Origin of the sequence: Streptomyces sp. B3I8, assembly GCF_030816915.1 — a bacterium.
Classification (GTDB): domain Bacteria; phylum Actinomycetota; class Actinomycetes; order Streptomycetales; family Streptomycetaceae; genus Streptomyces.
The window spans coordinates 6,876,788-6,893,331 of sequence record NZ_JAUSYN010000002.1; the positions used below are offsets into that span (position 1 = coordinate 6,876,788).

The 16,544-nt window shown below is 73.3% G+C and carries 19 protein-coding genes and 1 pseudogene; 7 read left to right on the forward strand and 13 right to left on the reverse strand.

Annotation, left to right across the window (positions count from 1 at the left end):
- Nucleotides 1-77: 77 nt before the first annotated feature.
- The 4 genes from QFZ64_RS32390 to QFZ64_RS32405 form a co-directional block, all read right to left on the reverse strand.
- A complete protein-coding gene (locus QFZ64_RS32390; RefSeq protein WP_307071027.1) occupies nt 78-1,109 on the reverse strand; it encodes an SDR family oxidoreductase in 1,032 nt (343 codons plus the stop codon).
- 120 nt (nt 1,110-1,229) lie between these two features.
- The gene (locus QFZ64_RS32395) at nt 1,230-2,204 is read right to left on the reverse strand and encodes an SDR family NAD(P)-dependent oxidoreductase (RefSeq protein ID WP_307071028.1); all 975 of its coding nucleotides are present in this window, start codon (nt 2,202-2,204) and stop codon (nt 1,230-1,232) included.
- 55 nt (nt 2,205-2,259) lie between these two features.
- On the reverse strand, nt 2,260-2,946 hold the full coding sequence (locus tag QFZ64_RS32400; protein ID WP_307071029.1) for an HAD family hydrolase: 687 nt from the start codon (nt 2,944-2,946) through the stop codon (nt 2,260-2,262).
- Nucleotides 2,947-3,188: 242 nt separating this feature from the next.
- Nucleotides 3,189-4,202 (reverse strand): PHP domain-containing protein, encoded by a 1,014-nt coding sequence (locus tag QFZ64_RS32405; RefSeq protein WP_307071030.1) that lies wholly within the window; start codon nt 4,200-4,202, stop codon nt 3,189-3,191.
- Nucleotides 4,203-4,406: 204 nt separating this feature from the next.
- Between QFZ64_RS32405 and QFZ64_RS32410 the strand changes: the two genes are divergently transcribed.
- Together QFZ64_RS32410 and QFZ64_RS32420 are read left to right on the forward strand one after the other, a co-directional pair.
- Complete coding sequence (locus QFZ64_RS32410) at nt 4,407-5,225, forward strand: SDR family oxidoreductase (protein ID WP_307071031.1); 819 nt, start codon at nt 4,407-4,409, stop codon at nt 5,223-5,225.
- Between the two features lie 239 nt (nt 5,226-5,464).
- Entirely contained in the window at nt 5,465-5,707 is a 243-nt protein-coding gene (locus QFZ64_RS32420) for a hypothetical protein (protein ID WP_307071032.1), read from the forward strand.
- A gap of 18 nt (nt 5,708-5,725) precedes the next feature.
- Here the strand turns inward: QFZ64_RS32420 and QFZ64_RS32425 are convergent, their stop codons facing one another.
- Nucleotides 5,726-6,334, reverse strand: coding sequence for a VanZ family protein (locus QFZ64_RS32425; RefSeq protein WP_373430782.1), 609 nt, complete (start codon nt 6,332-6,334; stop codon nt 5,726-5,728).
- A gap of 331 nt (nt 6,335-6,665) precedes the next feature.
- On the opposite strand from QFZ64_RS32425, the pseudogene QFZ64_RS32430 reads away from it, so the two are divergent.
- Nucleotides 6,666-7,814, forward strand: a pseudogene (locus tag QFZ64_RS32430) (complex I subunit 5 family protein); the annotation flags it as partial.
- Between the two features lie 25 nt (nt 7,815-7,839).
- Here QFZ64_RS32430 and QFZ64_RS32435 read toward each other — a convergent pair.
- Together QFZ64_RS32435 and QFZ64_RS32440 are read right to left on the reverse strand one after the other, a co-directional pair.
- On the reverse strand, nt 7,840-8,541 hold the full coding sequence (locus tag QFZ64_RS32435; RefSeq protein ID WP_373430702.1) for a DUF4230 domain-containing protein: 702 nt from the start codon (nt 8,539-8,541) through the stop codon (nt 7,840-7,842).
- 206 nt (nt 8,542-8,747) lie between these two features.
- On the reverse strand, nt 8,748-9,107 hold the full coding sequence (locus QFZ64_RS32440) for an anti-sigma factor antagonist (RefSeq protein ID WP_307071034.1): 360 nt from the start codon (nt 9,105-9,107) through the stop codon (nt 8,748-8,750).
- 216 nt (nt 9,108-9,323) lie between these two features.
- Here QFZ64_RS32440 and QFZ64_RS32445 point away from each other — a divergent pair, with 216 nt between their 5' ends.
- Nucleotides 9,324-9,716 (forward strand): VOC family protein, encoded by a 393-nt coding sequence (locus tag QFZ64_RS32445; RefSeq protein ID WP_307071035.1) that lies wholly within the window; start codon nt 9,324-9,326, stop codon nt 9,714-9,716.
- A gap of 77 nt (nt 9,717-9,793) precedes the next feature.
- On the opposite strand, the gene QFZ64_RS32450 is transcribed toward QFZ64_RS32445, so the two are convergent.
- The gene (locus tag QFZ64_RS32450; RefSeq protein WP_307071036.1) at nt 9,794-10,093 is read right to left on the reverse strand and encodes a DUF4235 domain-containing protein; all 300 of its coding nucleotides are present in this window, start codon (nt 10,091-10,093) and stop codon (nt 9,794-9,796) included.
- 32 nt (nt 10,094-10,125) lie between these two features.
- Nucleotides 10,126-11,151 carry a glutathione S-transferase family protein gene (locus QFZ64_RS32455; RefSeq protein WP_307071037.1) on the reverse strand — a complete coding sequence of 342 codons (1,026 nt, stop codon included), beginning with the start codon at nt 11,149-11,151 and terminating at the stop codon, nt 10,126-10,128.
- On the opposite strand from QFZ64_RS32455, the gene QFZ64_RS32460 reads away from it, so the two are divergent.
- Nucleotides 11,150-12,274, forward strand: coding sequence for a cation diffusion facilitator family transporter (locus QFZ64_RS32460; protein ID WP_307071038.1), 1,125 nt, complete (start codon nt 11,150-11,152; stop codon nt 12,272-12,274). The two genes, QFZ64_RS32455 and QFZ64_RS32460, sit on opposite strands and share 2 nt — an antisense overlap.
- Nucleotides 12,275-12,408: 134 nt before the next feature.
- Here QFZ64_RS32460 and QFZ64_RS32465 read toward each other — a convergent pair whose 3' ends face one another.
- From QFZ64_RS32465 to QFZ64_RS32480, 4 genes are all read right to left on the reverse strand, one after another.
- A complete protein-coding gene (locus tag QFZ64_RS32465; RefSeq protein WP_307071039.1) occupies nt 12,409-12,864 on the reverse strand; it encodes a Crp/Fnr family transcriptional regulator in 456 nt (151 codons plus the stop codon).
- Nucleotides 12,865-12,940: 76 nt separating this feature from the next.
- Nucleotides 12,941-13,750, reverse strand: a complete 810-nt coding sequence (locus tag QFZ64_RS32470; RefSeq protein WP_307071040.1) for an SAM-dependent methyltransferase — start codon at nt 13,748-13,750, stop codon at nt 12,941-12,943.
- A 151-nt stretch (nt 13,751-13,901) separates the two neighbouring features.
- The gene (locus QFZ64_RS32475) at nt 13,902-14,147 is read right to left on the reverse strand and encodes a DUF397 domain-containing protein (protein ID WP_307071041.1); all 246 of its coding nucleotides are present in this window, start codon (nt 14,145-14,147) and stop codon (nt 13,902-13,904) included.
- 2 nt (nt 14,148-14,149) lie between these two features.
- Complete coding sequence (locus tag QFZ64_RS32480) at nt 14,150-15,016, reverse strand: helix-turn-helix transcriptional regulator (RefSeq protein WP_307071042.1); 867 nt, start codon at nt 15,014-15,016, stop codon at nt 14,150-14,152.
- 464 nt (nt 15,017-15,480) lie between these two features.
- On the opposite strand from QFZ64_RS32480, the gene QFZ64_RS32485 reads away from it, so the two are divergent.
- Nucleotides 15,481-15,987, forward strand: a complete 507-nt coding sequence (locus tag QFZ64_RS32485) for an ATP-binding protein (protein WP_307071043.1) — start codon at nt 15,481-15,483, stop codon at nt 15,985-15,987.
- A gap of 16 nt (nt 15,988-16,003) precedes the next feature.
- Nucleotides 16,004-16,528, forward strand: a complete 525-nt coding sequence (locus QFZ64_RS32490; RefSeq protein WP_307071044.1) for a DUF6624 domain-containing protein — start codon at nt 16,004-16,006, stop codon at nt 16,526-16,528.
- Nucleotides 16,529-16,544: the final 16 nt, after the last annotated feature.

A 16,544-nucleotide genomic window follows, 5' to 3' on the forward strand; every position in this document is an offset into this window, starting at 1 on the left:
CCCGAGCCGCAGGCCCGACTCGCCTCCGGCCACCCGAGCTCTCCGGGGTGCAAGGGGCGGAGCCCCCCCTGAGGATGTCACCCCACCTTGCGGCCCCGTAGGGGTTCCGTGGGGGCGCCGGCGCCCTCTCGCAGGCCCTGGAGGAACTCCTCCAGCACCTCCGTCGCCGGCTTCGTCGGGCGCCACCCCAACTCCACCCGCGCCCGCGTGCAGTCCATCAACGGCAACCTCAGGACTGCGTCGAACAGATGCGGCGACGCCGGCAACAACCGCAGCCCCCACGCCGCCGCCACCGCCGACCGCGCCACCGCCCGCGGCAACCGCATCTGCCGCCGCACCCCCAGCAACTCCCCGAGCACCCCCGCGTCCACCGCCGGTTCCGCCGCGAGATTGAACGCCCCCCGGACATCCCCCCGCACCGCCAACCGGTACGCGTGCGCCGCGTCGTCCGTGTGCAGCGCCTGCAGCCGCAGCCCCGGCACGTCCGGCAGGAAGGGCAGCGACTCCGGCTTCGCAGGCGGCCCCGGCAGGAACTTGCCTCCGAAGATCCGCCGCTGCTCGCTCGCCGACTCCCGCTTGAACAGGAACGCCGGCCGCATCCGCACCACCCGCACCTCCGGGTGCCGGTACTCGAACGCGTCCAGCGTCCGCTCCAGATACGCCTTCTCCCGGGTGTACGCGGCGTCCGGCCACCCGTGCGTGGGCCAGGACTCGTCCACCGTCCTGTCCTTCGGCCCCGGCGAGTACGCGCCGACCGAGGAGGCGTGCACCAGCGCGGGCACCCCGGCCGCCGCCACCGCCTCGAAGACCCGGATGCTGCCGAGCACGTTGGTGCGCCAGGTGGTGGCCGGGTCGTGCGTCGGCCGGAACGCCCACGCCAGATGCACGACCGCGTCCGCACCCTCGAACTCCCGCACGAGATCGGCCTGTTCGGAGGCGAGGTCCACGGCGGACCACTGCGTCCCCGGCGGCCGCTCCGCGGGGAGCCGGCGCGCCAGGCCGACGACCGACGCGATGTCCGGATCCCCGGCGAGCAGGCGCATCACACTCGTGCCCACATTGCCGGTGGCGCCCGTGACGACGACCCTGCTGCCCACTGCGCTGCTCACCATCGGCTCCTCTCGGTACGGCGAAGACCGGTCGATACGGCGCGACCGGCAGCCCGGGTACCCGGCGGGCGGCACCCTTCACCCGTACCGCGTACCGTCCGGTCGAGGAGCCGTCCCGTCTCAGGAGCCGGCGCGGCCCCCGAACGCGTCCACGCCCGTCAGCTCCGCCGACAGCTCCCACAGCCGGGCGGCCTGCTCCGGGTCGCTCGCCCAGTCCTTCACGCCCCTGCGGGCGCCGTCCGCCGGGGCCGGCTCCGCGATGTCGCAGTCCTCCAGGTAGACCCCGCCCCGGTCGGCCAGCATCGGTGACGTGGCGGCCCACACCTGGGTGGCCGCGCCCTGCTCGGGGCTCTTGAACCCCGCCGGGTTCAGCGGCCGGCCGTCCTCGTCGATCCAGCCGCGCTCGACCATCTCCTCCTTGGGCAGATGCCGCTGCAGCGGGGTGAGGATGCCGCCCGGGTGCAGCGAGAACGCCCGGACGCCGCGCTCCCGGCCGAGCCGGTCGAGGTGGACGGCGAACAGCGCGTTCGCGGTCTTCGCCTGGCCGTAGGCCTGCCACTTGTCGTAGCCGGTGCGCCAGTGGGGGTCCGCCCAGCGGATCGGGGAGGCGTGGTGGCCGATGGAGGAGACGGAGACGACACGCGCGCCGCCCGGCTCCAGGGCCGGCCACAGCCGGTTGACGAGTGCGAAGTGGCCCAGGTGGTTGGTGGCGAACTGCGCCTCCCAGCCGGGTCCGACCCGGGTCTCGGGGCAGGCCATCACGGCGGCGCTGTCGATGACGATGTCGAGGGTGCGGCCGGTGGCCAGGAACCGTTCGGCGAAGCCGCGCACGCTGTCGAGGTCGCCGAGGTCGAGCGCGTCGACCTCGACACCGTCGATCCCGGTGAGCGCCTCGGCCGCGGCGGACGGCCGCCGGGCCGGCACGACCACCCGGGCGCCCGCCTTCGCCAGCGCCCGGGTGGTCTCCAGGCCGAGCCCGGAGTAGCCGCCGGTCACGACGGCCAGCCTGCCCGTGAGGTCGATGCCGCGCAGGACGTCGTCCGCCGTGCTCGTCGCGCCGAAACCGGATCCGATGCTGTGCTGTGCTGTGGTCATGCGAGCACGCTACGGATTGGAGCGTGCTCGAAGTCAAGCGAGGCGCAGGGCGCCGTCACTCCTCCGGCGTCGTCCGCGCCCGCCCGAGCGGGCCGCTGCCCTCCTCCAACGAAGTGAGCAGGTGCACAGGGTCCCGGTAGACCGTGTCCGCCCCCGCGTCCTCCAGGGACGCCCGCGGGATGCCCCCGCACAGGACGCCCACGCAGGTCACCCCGGCCCGGGTGCCCGCCCGCATGTCCCACACCGTGTCGCCGACGAACACCGCGTGCTCGGGTGCGATGCCGACGAGGTCCAGCGCGTGCCGGACCGGCTCCGGTGAGGGCTTGCCCGCGTCCACGTCGTCGGCGCTCGCCGTCGCGCGGATCGCGTCGTCGGCGTCGATCGCCGCGCGCAGGGCGGAAAGTTCGCGTCCGCCGGCGGAGGTGGCGAGGACGACGGCCCAGCCGGCCGCGTCCAGCCGTTTGAGGAGACGGCCGGCGTCCTCGAAGGCGGGCAGGCGGTCGAAGTACGTGCCGTACAGCGCCTTGTGGGCGGCGCTGAGCGCCTCGATCTCGTCGTCCTCCAGGTTGTCGCCGAGGAGGTGGGTGATGAGGTCGGTGGAGCCGAGGCCTACGGAGCGGTGGATTGCGTGCATGGACACGTGGTGGCCAGCCTGTCGGAAGGCCTCCCACCAGGTGGTGACGTGCAGGTGGTTGGTGTCGACGAGGGTTCCGTCGACGTCGAACACGGCGGCGCGCTCCATCGGTGCTCCTTTTCTGTCGTGGGGGGACAGGTACCACGAGGGGTGACGGATCACGCCGGGGTGGGCACGGCAAGTTTTTCCGCCCCCGCCGCCCCCGCCGCCCCCGCCGCCCCTGCCCGTCCCGGCCCTTCAAGGGGCAGTGCCCCTGACAGGGGCGCGGGGAACCGCGCGATCTTTTCGGGGGTCCGGGGCGGAGCCTCCGGAGACGGAACGGGTAGGGGCGGCGGGGGCGGGAACAGTCCTCAGGTGGCACCGCCCGCCCACTTTAGGAGCCGGGCCGCAGGCCATGTCGTGACCACGCGGTCCGGCGGCACCCCGCACTCCTCCGCGCGGGCGCACCCGTACACCTGCCAGTCCAACTGCCCCGGCGCGTGCGCATCCGTGTCCACCGAGAACAGCACCCCCGCCTCCACCGCCCGCCGCACCAGCCGCCGCGGCGGATCCAGCCGCTCGGGCCGGCTGTTGATCTCCACCGCCGTCCCGGACTCCGCGCACGCCGCGAACACCTCGTCGGCGTCGAACCGAGACTCCGGGCGCCCCTTCCCGGTCACCAGCCGCCCCGTGCAGTGCCCGAGCACGTCCGCGTGCGGGTCGCGCACGGCGGCCACCATCCGCCGGGTCATCGCCCGCGCGTCCATCCGCAGCTTGGAGTGGACCGAGACGACGACCACGTCGAGCCGCTCCAGCAGCTCCGGCTCCTGGTCGAGCGAGCCGTCGTCGAGGATGTCGCACTCGATCCCGGTCAGCAGCCGGAACGGTGCCCACCGCTCGTTGAGCGCGGCGACCACGTCGAGCTGCTCGCGCAGCCGGTCCGGGGACAGGCCCCGGGCCACCGTGAGCCGGGGGGAGTGGTCGGTGAGGACCGCCCACTCGTGGCCCAGCCGGGCCGCGGTGCGGCCCATCTCCTCGATCGGGCTGCCGCCGTCCGACCAGTCGGAGTGCAGATGACAGTCGCCGCGCAGCCGGGCCCGCAGCCCCTCCCCGCCCCGCACGAGCGGCTCGCCGGCCGTGGCCTCCAGCTTCTCCAGATAGGCGGGCGTGCCGCCGCCCAGCGCCTCGCGCACCACCTGCGCGGTCTTCGGGCCGATGCCCTTGAGCCGCTCCAGGGAGCCGGTCCTGGCCCGCTCGGCGATGTCGTCCGCGGCAAGCGGGGCCAGGACGGCGGCCGCTGTGCGGAACGCGCGGACGCGGTAGGTGGGCGCCTGGTCCCGCTCCAGCAGGAAGGCGATCCGGTCCAGTGCCTGCAGCGGGTCCATCGGTGCCTCCTCGCCTGCCCTGACGTGCCTCGTCCACGGGGTGCCCCGCCGCGCGTCGCTCACCCCTGCCGGACGTGCGCCGGACCCGCGCCCGGCCCGGCAGCGACCCGGCGCCGGCCCGGTTTTCCCCTGCCCCTGCCGGGTACTGCGAGCAATCCCGGGACCACCCGCGCAACGCCGGTACCACGCAGAGGAGAGTCTCGAATGACCACGTCCGGCGTGTCCCCGGCCGTACCGGCCCGCGTGGCCGTCGTCACCGGTTCGGACTCGGGGATCGGTCGCGCCACCGCCGTGCGCCTCGCCGAGGCGGGACTCGGCGTCGGCATCACCTGGCACACCGACGAGGAGGGCGCCGAGCGCACCGCCGAGGAGGTCCGCGCGCACGGCCGCCGTGCCGAGACGGCCCGCCTGGACCTGACCCGGCTGCCGGACGCCGCCGACGTCGTCGACGAGCTCGCCGGACGCCTCGGCCGCATCGACGTCCTCGTCAACAACGCGGGCACCGGTACCGCCACCCCCTTCCTCGATCTCGCGTTCGACGACGTCCGCGAGGTCCTGGAGGTCGACCTGCTCGGCCCGTTCCTGTGCGGGCAGCGCGCCGCCCGCCGGATGATCGCGCAGGGCGACGGCGGCCGGATCGTCAACGTGACCTCCGTGCACGAGCACGCGCCCCGTGTGGGCGCCGCGCCCTACTGCGCCGCCAAGGGCGGCCTCGGACTTCTCACCCAGGTCATGGCGCTGGAACTGGCCGAGCACGGCATCACCGTCAACGCGGTGGCGCCCGGCGAGATCGCCACCCCCATGACCGGGCAGGAGGACAGCGCCCCGCACACCGTGCACCGGCCGGGCATCCCGCTCGGCCGGCCGGGCGACGCCCGCGAGATCGCCGCCGTGATCGCCTTCCTCGCGAGCCCCGACGCCTCCTACGTCACCGGTTCCTCCTGGGCCGCCGACGGCGGCATGCTCCGCATGGGCCCGATGGCCGGCTCCCACCTGGACGCCGACGACTGGCGCCGGCCCTGAGCCCCGCGCGCACCATGAGACCGCGCACCGCACCTCCAGGCGGTCGGCACCGACGACGCCGGGCGCCGCCAGTACCTCTGCCACGAGGAGTTCCGGGCCCGGCAGGACGAGGCCGAGCACGAGCACGTCCGCGAGGTCGCCCGCGCACTGCCCGAGCTGCGCGCGAGCACGTCACCTGCGGCCGCGGCGAGATCGCCCTGGAACTGCTCGACCGCTGAACACTCACTACCCTCGAAGACATGACCGAAAGTGCGAGCCCCCACATCTCCTGGCCTCGGATCCTGGTGCTCGGAGTCCAGCCGGGCACGCCGCCGTTCCGGATCGTACTGATCGACGGCGAGGTCGTCGGCGAGGCCCTGGGCCCCATCGACGTCCTCACGGTCGCCGCGGCGACCGGTGTCCCGGTCCACGACCTCGACGACCCCGACGTGATCCGGTGGGTCGGCGGCGACAAGTTCACGTGGACGGTGCGCACGCGGTAGCCGTCGCGGCGGACGGGGTCAGCCGGCCCGCTTCGGGCGGGGCCTGCGGGCGTGGACCGCGCGGCCCATGCGGCGGCCCAGCAGCAGGTGGCCGATGAGCGCGCCGGTGGTGTTCAGGATGACGTCGTCGATGTCGAACGCCCGGCCGGTGATCAGCGCGCCCTGCACGAGTTCCACCGCGAGCATGACCAGGGCGGTCACCAGCAGGACGCGCAGCAGGTGGCGGGTGCCGGGGGAGAGCACCGGGAGCAGCACGCCGAACGGCACGCCCAGCAGGACGTTGCCGCCGATCTGTTTGACGGCGTCGCGCAGGCCCGGCTGCTCGGCGTAGGCGCGCAGGGAGCGGCCGGGGTGGAGGTTGCTGTGCGTCAGCGAGACGGAGGCGGGGGAGGGTTCGAGGGTCAGGCGGGCGAGGACGGCGGCGAAGGCCACCATCGCGACGAAGGCGAGGAGCATCGCGAGGATGCGGAGGGGGAGGGGCAGGGGGTGGGGGGTGAGGTCCCGGGAGGCGGGGGCCGGCCGCTTCGCGGGGGACGGCCGTTTTGTGGAGGTGGGCCGTTCCGTGGGGGCCGGTCGGTTCGTGGTGCGCCGCCGGGTACGGGTCGCGTGTCGTAGGCGCTCGGCCATGGTGGTCATTCCGTCCGGTCCCCTCTGAGGTCAACTGCCGCGTGTACCGGGGCGGTTACCCGGGGTCGGGTCGCTGATGCGGGGTGGGTGCCGCGGCTCTTCCTCGCCCCCGCCGCCCCTACCCTTCCCATCCCTTCGACGGGCTCCGCCCCTTGGCCCGAACGCGCGGGTGGGTGGGGCTTCTCGCGCGGTTCCCCGCGCCCCTGAACAGGAGCGCGGGGAACCACGCGATCGTTTCGGGGTACGGGGTCGGAGCCCCCCCGGGGGGACGGGACGGGTAGGGGCGACGGGGGCGAGAGCTCCCCGGTGCCGTCGCCGGCGCGTGCTGCCACACGGCGGGCCCGACGCGCTCACCCTCGCCGCGTTCGTCCTCGTCCTGACCGGGCTGCTGGTCAAGGCCGCCGCCGTGCCCTTCCACTTCTGGCTGCCCGACGCGCACGCGGTCGCCCCGACCCCGGTGTGCATGCTGCTGTCCGGAGTCATGGTCGAACTCGGCGTCTACGGGGTGGGGCGGGTCTACGGCACGGTCTTCGCCGGGCCCGGCGGCATCCCGACGGCCGGACTGGAGCGTGCCCTGCTCGTGCTCGGAACGCTCACCGCCGCGGGCGGCGCCTTCCTGTGCTGGTACCAGCGGCACATCAAACGGATGCTCGCCTACTCGACCGTCTCCCACGTCGGGGTGTTCCTCGTCGCGATCGGCACGTTCACCCCGGAGGGCGACGACGGTGCCGCGCTCTACGTCCTCGGGCACGCCAAGGTGAAGGCGGCGCTGTTCGCCGTGGCCGGCGTCCTGCTCGACCGGTACGGCAGCGTCGACGAGAAGGAGTTGCACGGCAGGGCCCGCGAACTGCGGGTGCCCGCCGTGCTGTTCGCCGTCGGCGGGCTGGCGCTGGCCGGGCTGCCGCCGTTCGGCACGGCGCTCGGCAAGGCGGTCTCGGAGGCGGCGGCGGGCGGCCCGTTCACCGTGCTGTACGTGCTGGTGTCCGCGGTGACGGCCGGGGCCGTACTGCGGGTCGCCGCACGGGTGTTCCTCGGGCTCGGCCGGCGACCGGAGGAGGCCGCGCAGGCCGAGACCAAGGGCACGGGGGAGGAGCCGGAGACGCACGGGCGGCTCGGCCGGCCGCCGGACACGATGGTCGTGGTGCCCGCCGTACTGCTCGCCGCCGCCCTCGCGGCGGGCGCGGTGCCGGGCTTCGCCGGGCTGGTCTCGCACGCGGTGAGCGAGGCGGGGTCCGGCGGGGCGGTCGTCACCACGCCCCGCCGGACCGCCGCCGAAGTGCTGCTCGGCCTGCTGTCCACGGCGTTGGCGGCCGGCCTCGCCGCTCTCGCCGTGACCCGCCCGCACGTCACCGCCCCGCACGCATGGACCGGCCCGGTGCGGCGCCTGCAGTCGGGCCATGTGGGCGACTACGTGGCGTGGCTGGTGGCGGGCGCGGCCCTGGTGGGGGCGCCGGCGTGGCCGGCGGTGCTCGGCGGCTGACGACGCGCGGTGCCCCGGCTTCCGGTCACTTCCCGTACGTCACCTTGACGTCCTCGAAGCCCAGGGAGTGCAGCAGACCGTCGAGCATGGCGGTGGTGTTGTCCTCGGCGCGGCCGGTCAGTTCGCTCTCCTTCGCGGCCTCGCCGATGTGCTTGACCGCCAGCTTCTGCACCGCGCGCTCGCTGTTGGGGTTGTCGGAGAACAGGTCGCCGAGCCGGTCGAACAGGCCCCGCTGCTTGGAGACGGCGTACGAACGGTCGGGGTCGAGGGCCGGCTTGCCGAGGGCGGCGTGCGGCAGCCGCAGCGTCGCGGACGTGCGGTCGCTGTCGACCTTCACGTCGTCCTTGCCGAGGCGGCCGAGGTCGACGTAGGCGTCCACGGTGCCGGCGCCCACGTACAGCGTGCGCGTGCCGCGGACCGCGTCCGGGAGGAACTTCGCGTCCTTCTCCAGGTCCACGACGACCTGGAAGTTGCCCGACGCGGCGTCGTACCGGCTGAGGTCCTGGACGGACTTCAGCAGGGCGGGGCCGGAACGGTCGTGGGTCTCCTCGCCGAACAGGTCCCGCAGCCCCGGCAGCACGGCCAGCCGCAGCCCGGCGAAGAACACGGCGAGTACGGCGACCACGGCGACCAGCGCCCTGGCCCAGCCGGGCATCCGGCGGACGGGGGAGCGCGAGGGGGACTGTGCGGGGGGCGGTGCGGAGGTTTCCTTGCGGGACGTCGTCATGTCGACTGTCCTCCCTTCTCCTCCTGCCGGATGCCCGCCAAATCGCCCGGCACAACGCCCGGTTGAAGGTTGTCGGGAGGAGCCCCGGCGCACCCGGCGTCAGGAGCGGCCGGACGTCGCCTTCGGACGCCGCCTCCCGACCTTGTCCCCGGACGGCCCGAGGCCTGTCCGACGATTGCCGTTGTCCGCCCGGCAGGCGGGCATTGTCAGACAGGGCCCAGTGCGGCCGACAGACTGGGCCGCGGCGGCAGTACCTCGGCGACGCCCGTGACGCGCAGCACCCGCAGCGTCAGCGGGTGCGTGCACACCAGGTGGATCCGCCCGCCGCGGTCCAGGACCCGCAGCCGGGCGCGGGTGAGCAGCCGCAGGCCGGAGCAGTCGAAGAAGTCCACCGAGCGGAGGTCGACCACGATGTGCGGGGCCGGCCGTTCCGTCGCGGAGTCCAGGAACGGCTCCAGCTCGACCGCCGCCGCGATGTCGATGTCACCGCGGAACTCGAGCACCGTGAGGTCGCCTTCCCGGCGGACGCGGAGATGCCGGCTGAGCGGTGCGGGGTCCTGCTGCACGACGACGTCTCCTTCTGCCTGCTCCTGCCCCGTCTGCAAGTTACCCCGATCGAGTGGATTCCAGCATGTTCGATTGACATATGTCAGCCATTTAACAAGGGAGTTGACGATTGCCGGACGGGGTAGCCGCACCAGGAGACAGGGCGGACGGCGGCAGCGGGCCCCGTGTCAGGGCGGCCGGCACGGAGCCCGCGCCCGACCCCGTACGGAGGAGACATGGGACAGGTAGTGACGGGCGTCGTCGTCCTCGACTGCGCCGAACCCGAGAAACTCGCCGCGTTCTACAAGGAGTTCCTGGACGCGGAGGAGAGCGGGGCGAGCGCGAACCGGATCGAGGTGCGCAGCGCCGACGGGCTGCGGCTGGCCTTCCGCCGGGACGCGAACGCCACCCCGCCGAGTTGGCCGCGCCCGGAGAATTCCCTCCAGGTCCACCTCGACTTCCTGGTCGACGACCTGGACGAGGCGGAGCGCAAGGTGGTCGCCCTCGGCGGACGCCCGCTGGAGACCAAGGACGCGTCGGGCCTGTTCGAGGAGCGCGGCTATTCCGATCCGGCCGGCCACTCCTTCACCCTGCGCCGCACGACGGACCCGGCGCCGAAGCAGGGCTGAGGCGGGCGTACACGGGGTGGGGGGCGGTTCCGGCGGAACCGCCCCCCACCCCGCGCGCGTGCCGTGCCCGCCGTACGTCAGTCCCGGCCGCTCTTCTCCGCCGTCGGCCACACACCCGTGGAGCGCTCGATCGCCTTCGCGCCGGCCCGGTCCGCCGCGCTGCGCACCACCGCGAAGATGGCGCCCTGGACCGCCGCGGCGAGCAGGACCTCGCCCCAGCCGCGGTCCTTGTCCAGCGCGTCGGGCGCGTCGTCCTCGTTCCGGATGGCCTTCCAGGCGATCTGGAACGCCTTCCCGGCCAGCGCACCGCTCACCCAGCCGAGCGCGAAGCCGACGGGCTTGTAGGCGAGCGACAACTGCTTCTTCTTTTTCGCCATGTACCTCTCCTTGATCGGGAAAACGGGGTGGCTCAGGCCGACACCGCCGGCACCTCCTCGCCTGCGGGCACCGGCCCGGGAGGCGTGCCGTCGCCGAACGGGCGGCCGCCCAGCCGTTCGCGACCGTGCGGGGCGAGCCAGCCGTCCAGGTCCGGGCCGAGCGGAACGATTCCGGTCGGGTTGATACCGGTGTGCACCTGGTAGTAGTGCCGTTTGATGTGGTCGAAGTCGACCGTGTCGCCGAACCCGGGGGTCTGGAACAGATCCCGCGCGTACGCCCACAGCACCGCGTTCTCGGCCAGTTTCCAGCGGTTGCACTTGAAGTGACCGTGGTAGACGGCATCGAAACGGACCAGAGTGGTGAACAGCCGGATGTCCGCCTCGGTGATCGTGTCCCCGACGAGGTACCGCTGCCCCGCCAGCCGCTCGGCAAGCCGCTCCAGGCGACGGAACACCCCCGCGCACGCCTCCTCGTACTCCTCCTGGCAGGTGGCGAAGCCCGCACGGTACACGCCGTTGTTCACGTCCCGGTAGACGCCCTCCATCACCTCGTCGACCTCCGCGCGCAGGGCCCGCGGGTACAGGTCCGGGGCGCCGGGACGGTGCAGGGCCGTCCACTCGGTGGCGAGATCCAGGGTGAGCTGCTGGTAGTCGTTGGTGACCAGCTTCCCGCTGGGCACGTCCACCACCGCCGGGACGCTGACGCCGCCCGGATGACCGGCCTCACGGGCCTCGTACGCCTCCGCCAGGTAGCGGATGCCCAGCACCGGGTCGCGGCCGTCCGGGTCCAGGGTGAACCGCCAGCTCCGGTCGTCCTGGACGGGATCGGCGACCGCCAGCGACAGGGCGCCCTCCAGTCCCAGCAGCCGGCGCGAGACCAGGGCACGGCTCGCCCACGGGCAGGCGCGGCTGACCACCAGGCGGTAACGGCCCGCCTCCACCGGCCATCCGTCCCGCCCGTCGGCCGTGATCCGGTCCGCGAAGTGACTGCGGGACCGCTTGAACGGTTTGTGCCCGTACGTGCGGTTGCCCTCGCTCTCGCTCTCGCCCTCGCCCATGGCCTGCTCCCTCCTGCGGCGCGCGCCCGTCGGGCCCGTCCGCGACGGTGTCCGGATACGGGTGCCCTCGTCGGCGCCGTCCGATTCCCGCCCGGCGCCCCGGTGTGAGACGCCCGCGCACGGGCAGTCGGCCACCGTGACAGGGACATCCTCGGACCGTAGGACACGGATCACCGTCTGGGTGGCACTCGCCGCCAATCTGCTGATCGCGGCGGCCAAGGCCGTCGGCGGACTGCTGGCGCACTCGCCCGCCCTGCTGTCGGAGGCCGCGCACTCCGTCGCCGACACACTGAACGAGGTCTTCCTCCTGGCCGCGCTGCGCCGCAGCCGCCGCCCCGCCGACCGGGAACACCCCTTCGGCTACGGCAAGGAGCGGTTCTTCTGGTCGCTGCTGGCCGCCGTCGGCATCTTCGTCATGGGCGGCTGCTTCTCCTTCTTCCAGGGCTACGAGGCGCTGCGGGACGGGGCGGACGAGACCACCCGGGGCTATGTGATCGGCCTGATCGTCCTCGCACTCGCCCTGCTGTTCGAAGGCGCCTCGCTGTTGCGGGCCGTGCACCAGGTGCGCAAGGAGGGCGGCTTCAGCAGGGAGAAGCTGAAGGACCCGGCGCTGCGCACGGTCGTCGCCGAGGACGGCACCGCCGTGCTCGGCGTGACCCTCGCGATGATCGGCATGGCGCTGCACATGGTCACCGGCCAGGTGGCGTACGAGGCGTCGGCCTCCCTCGCCATCGGTGCCCTGCTGGTGTACGTCGCCTACCGGCTCGGCCGCGAGGCCCGCGAGCAGTTGATCGGGCAGGCCGCCGACCCTGAGCAGAGCGACCGGATCAGGGACCTGCTGGCCGGGCAGCCCGAGATCGACAGCGTGGAGTCGCTGCTGACCATGCAGATGGGCCCCGACTCGACCCTGGTGGCGGCCCGCGTCGACCTGATGCCCGGCATGGACAGCGAGCGGGTCGAGGAGGTGGCCGTCCGCATCAAGCGCGAGATCGCCGGGGCGGTCCCCGAGGCGGCCGGCCGGATCTATCTCGACGTGACGGACGCGGCCACGGTCGCCGAGGAGCGCCGCCGGGAGCGGGCGGCCGAAAGCCCCGCCGCGACGGGGGAGCGCGGCGGGGCCTGACCTACGCGTGCCCGGTCCGGACCGCGCCATGCGCGCGCCGGTGGAAACAGCGGAAGAATATTTCCGGACCGGGTACGGCCGGAACCACCGGGTACGGCCGGGTGCCGCGGCGGGTGGCGGGTGGCGGGCGACGGTCAGTCCGGCCGGCCACCGGGACGGGCGTAGCGCTCGATCAACGCGGTCCGGGTCATCTCCAGCCGGTGGGCGAGGATGGTCCCGACCGTGCGGGTCAGGGCCAGTTCCAGCGCGGCGTTCCGCTCCCCGAGAGCGGCCACCGTCGAAGCGTCGAACTCGTAGGCCCGCACCGGACTGAACGCCTCGGCGCCGAAGTCCCACCGGTGCGGCGGGAACAGCCAGGACCAGCCCAGCAGGTCGCCGGGGCCGAGCGTGGCCACGGAGATGCGCCGCTCGGCGACGACCTGCTGGAAGAGCGAGACCGTACCGGAGCGCAGCACCCAGAACCGGTCGGCGACCCCACCGGCGTCGAAGATCCTGGTGTCCTCGGCGAACACGACCTCCCGTGCCACGGACAGCAGAAGGGCGCGGTGCTCCGGGGAAAGGGCGTGCAGCACCCGGGGCGGAGCGGACATCACGACCTCCGTCAACAGACAGGACCCCATCCACTCCATTGCACACCCGTGCCCGTCCAGGGGCGCGCGGAAGGGCTCACCCCCGTTTGAGGGCGACCCCCCCGTAGACATCCGTGGGCTCCGCCGCGGCCCCCGGCTCCGGCCGCCACAGGGGGCACGAGACGATCCCCGGCTCCAGCAGTTCCAGGCCCTCGTGGAACGCGGCGACCTGCTCGGGGCTGCGCAGCACGTACGGCACCGCCCCGGTGTCGTCGTACCCCTGCTGCGCCTCCTGAAGTGCCGCGTCCGTGTCGGTGCTGTCGTAGTGCACGAAGTAGCTGCCGGGGCAGAGCGCCTCCTGCAGCCGGCGCGCGATCGACTTGGCCTCCTCGTAGTCCTGGATGTGCCCCAGGATGCCCATGAGCATCAGCGCGACCGGCTTGTCGAAGTCGAGTATCTTGCCCGCCCGCTCCAGAATCCGCTCCGGATCGCGCAGGTCCGCGTCGATGTAGTCGGTGACGCCCTCGGGCGTGCTGGTGAGCAGGGCCTGGGCGTGCCGCAGCACCAGCGGGTCATTGTCGACGTAGACGATCCGGGACTCCGGAGCTATGCGCTGCGCCACCTGGTGGGTGTTGTCGTACGTCGGCAGGCCGGTGCCGATGTCGAGGAACTGGCGGACGCCGAGTTCGCCGGCCACGAAGGTCACCGTGCGGATCAGGTACTGCCGGGAGGCGCGGGCCATCGTCTCGATGTTCGGCGCGGTCTCCCGGTAGGCGTCGCCCGCGATCCGGTCGACCTCGTAGTTGTCCTTGCCGCCCATCCAGTAGTTCCAGATGCGGGCCGAGTGCGGCACCGTGGTGTCGATCTTGGACCAGGCTTCCGAGTCGGGGATCGGGCCGTCCGTCATGGGGGGTCTCCTGCCGTGCGTCACGGGTATGCCTCTCAACCTACCGTCAACACCATTGCTGTAAAGCGGTGTTGACCCGGTGAGAGAGAGAGGGGGGCGGGGCCGGAACCCTCCCGGTGCCCCGCCCGCCCGCGTCGTGGACGGCCGGCCCCTATGCGACCAGGAAGTCGGCCCGGCCGGACTTGGCGCCGTCGAGGAAGGCGATCATCTCCTCCCGGGAGTAGACCAGCGCGGGCCCCTCCGGGTCCTTGGACTGGCGGAAGGCGACACTGCCGTCGGGCAGTCGCTTGGCCTCGACGCAACTTCCGCCGTTCGTACCGCTCCAGGGCTTCTCCCAGCCCTCGGTGCCCAACTCGCCGGCCGGCATGCCGCTGTAGACGGAACCCTCGGTTGCCATGATCACAACTCCTTACGCAGTTCGGCCAGGATGCTCCTGGTGCGGCGGACCGGCTCGGCCTGCACGGCCATCCGGTCCAGTACCTCGAGATAGCTGACGACGTCGGAGGGCCGGTCCACGTACGAGGCGCCGGCGAGGCTCTCCGTGTAGACGACGTCGGGCAGTTCGGAGAACCCGAAACGGAAATGGTGGAAGGGTCCGAAGGCGCCCGGGTGGGCGCCCACTCCGAACCGCATGATCTGGATGCGGACCCTGGGCCGGTCCAGCTCCTCGTTCAGCCGGTCCAGTTGCGCGCGCATCACGTCCGCCCCGCCGACCGGGCGGCGCAGCACCGTCTCGTCCAGGATCGCCCACAGGATCGGCGACTTCGGCATGTCGAGCAGGTCCTGGCGTCTGACGCGCAGGTCGACGCGGCGGGCGATCCCCTCCTCGGACTCGTTGGGGAAACCGACGCGCAGCAGCGCGGTGGCGTAGTCGCGCGTCTGCAACAGGCCGGGTACGTAGTGGGGCTCGTACACGCGGATGACGCTGGCTTCACTCTCCAGGCTGACGTAGGCCTTGAACCAGTCCGGCAGTACATCGCGGTATCCGTACCACCAGCCGGGCTTGTTGGCCTCCCTCGCCATGGTGACGAAGTCCTCGATCTCCTTCGCCGGGACCCTGTAGGTGCGCAGCAGCTCCTTGACGTAAGGGATGCGGAGCCCGACCTCGGCCTTCTCCATCCGGCGGACCGTCAGCGACGTGACCTCGATGGCCCGTGCCGCTTCCTCGAAGGAGACCCCGGCCTGCTGGCGCAGCTGCCGCAGCCGCTTGCCGAGGACCATCCGCAGGACGGTGGGCGCGCTGCCGGCGGGGCGGTTGTCACTCACGCCTGCCTCCCCGGAACGGCCGTCACCGCGTGCAGTGTGGCACGCGGCGGGGGAGGACGGACAGGGTGATGCGGATAGATCTGAAATTATCAGAACGCAGGTTGCGTACTGAGCTGGTACGCCACCATAGTGACCGGGTGACCTGCCGCACACTCCGTGGGCGGAGAGGTCGACAGCGCCCGTGCGAGACGGTTCTGACGTGCCGTCGGACACGGGCGCGGCGCACGCGACCGTGAGGCGAGACCTGGATGGCCACCGTGACCGACGGACAACCGAGGAGCTCGGGCCGGACCTCCGCGGGTACCGGCGAAAAGCCGGCCCCCGCGCCGGGAGCGGCCGACCGCACCCGTGCCTTACTCGCGCCGCGCGCGGGCGCACCGCACGAGGACGCACCGCGCGGCGCGCCCGACGGCGGCGGGACGAGAGGCGAGCCCGGGACCCGGCGCCCCTGGCCGCCCTCGGCCGTGCCGGACACGGACCCCGCCGAGGAGCATGGCCCGGCCGCGCCGTTCCGCGCGAAGCCCATGGCGCCCGCGCGCCCGCATCCGCCCGGCGACAGCCCGCTGCGGTTCACCGTCCCCGCCCACGCCTCGCGTGCCGCGCTGGTGCGACGCAGGGTGACCGACCACCTTTCCCGGCTCGGCCTGCCCGAGGAACTGTGCGACTCCGTGGTCCTCGCCACGGACGAACTCTTCGCCAACGCCGTCACCCACACGGGTATTCGTGCCTACGACACCGTCACCCTCACGATGGAACTGATCCGGGGCGCCGTACGCGTCATGGTCGCCGACCCCTCGCCCGTGCCGCCGCTGCTGCGCACGGTGGACGGCGGGGCGGAGTCCGGGCGGGGACTGGCCATCGTGAGCGTGCTCGCCGACGCGTGGGGCGTCGCCCCGGCCGAGCCGGGCAAGCCCGGCAAGCGCGTCTGGTTCACCCTCGCGAACCCGGCCCCGTCGGAGGTCACGCCATGACCGGTGAGGTGACGCCGTGACCAGTGCGGAGGTCTGGGCGCTCCCGGCGGCGACGTCGGCCGCGGGGCGCGAGCTCCTGCGCCGCGCGGCGGACGAGCGGGAGCTGATGCGGCGGGCACGGAGCGACCCCGGTGCCCTCGCCCGGCACCGCCTCGCCCGCTGCCGCGCCGACAACACCGAGGCCCTGAGGACCATCGTCCACCGGCACGGCTGGCCCACCGGGCCACTGGTCGGCGAACCCGCCTCGACCGCGGCCCTGATGATCCTGCTGCACGCCCCCGACCTGCCGTTCCAGCTCCGCTGCCGCGACCTGATCGCGGAGGCCGCCGCCGACGGCCACTGCCCCGCCGTGCACCTCGCCTTCATCGCCGACCACTGCGCGGTGGCCCGGGGCGAACCGCAGTTCTATGGCACCCGCGTCAACCCCGTGACGCTGCGGCCGTATCCGGTGCGCTGCCCCGAGACGGTCGACGAGCGCCGTGGGGACGTGGGGCTCGACCCCCTCGAACACCAGATGGCGGCGCTCCGCCGGGGGGCGTAGGGGCCTGTCCTGCGGG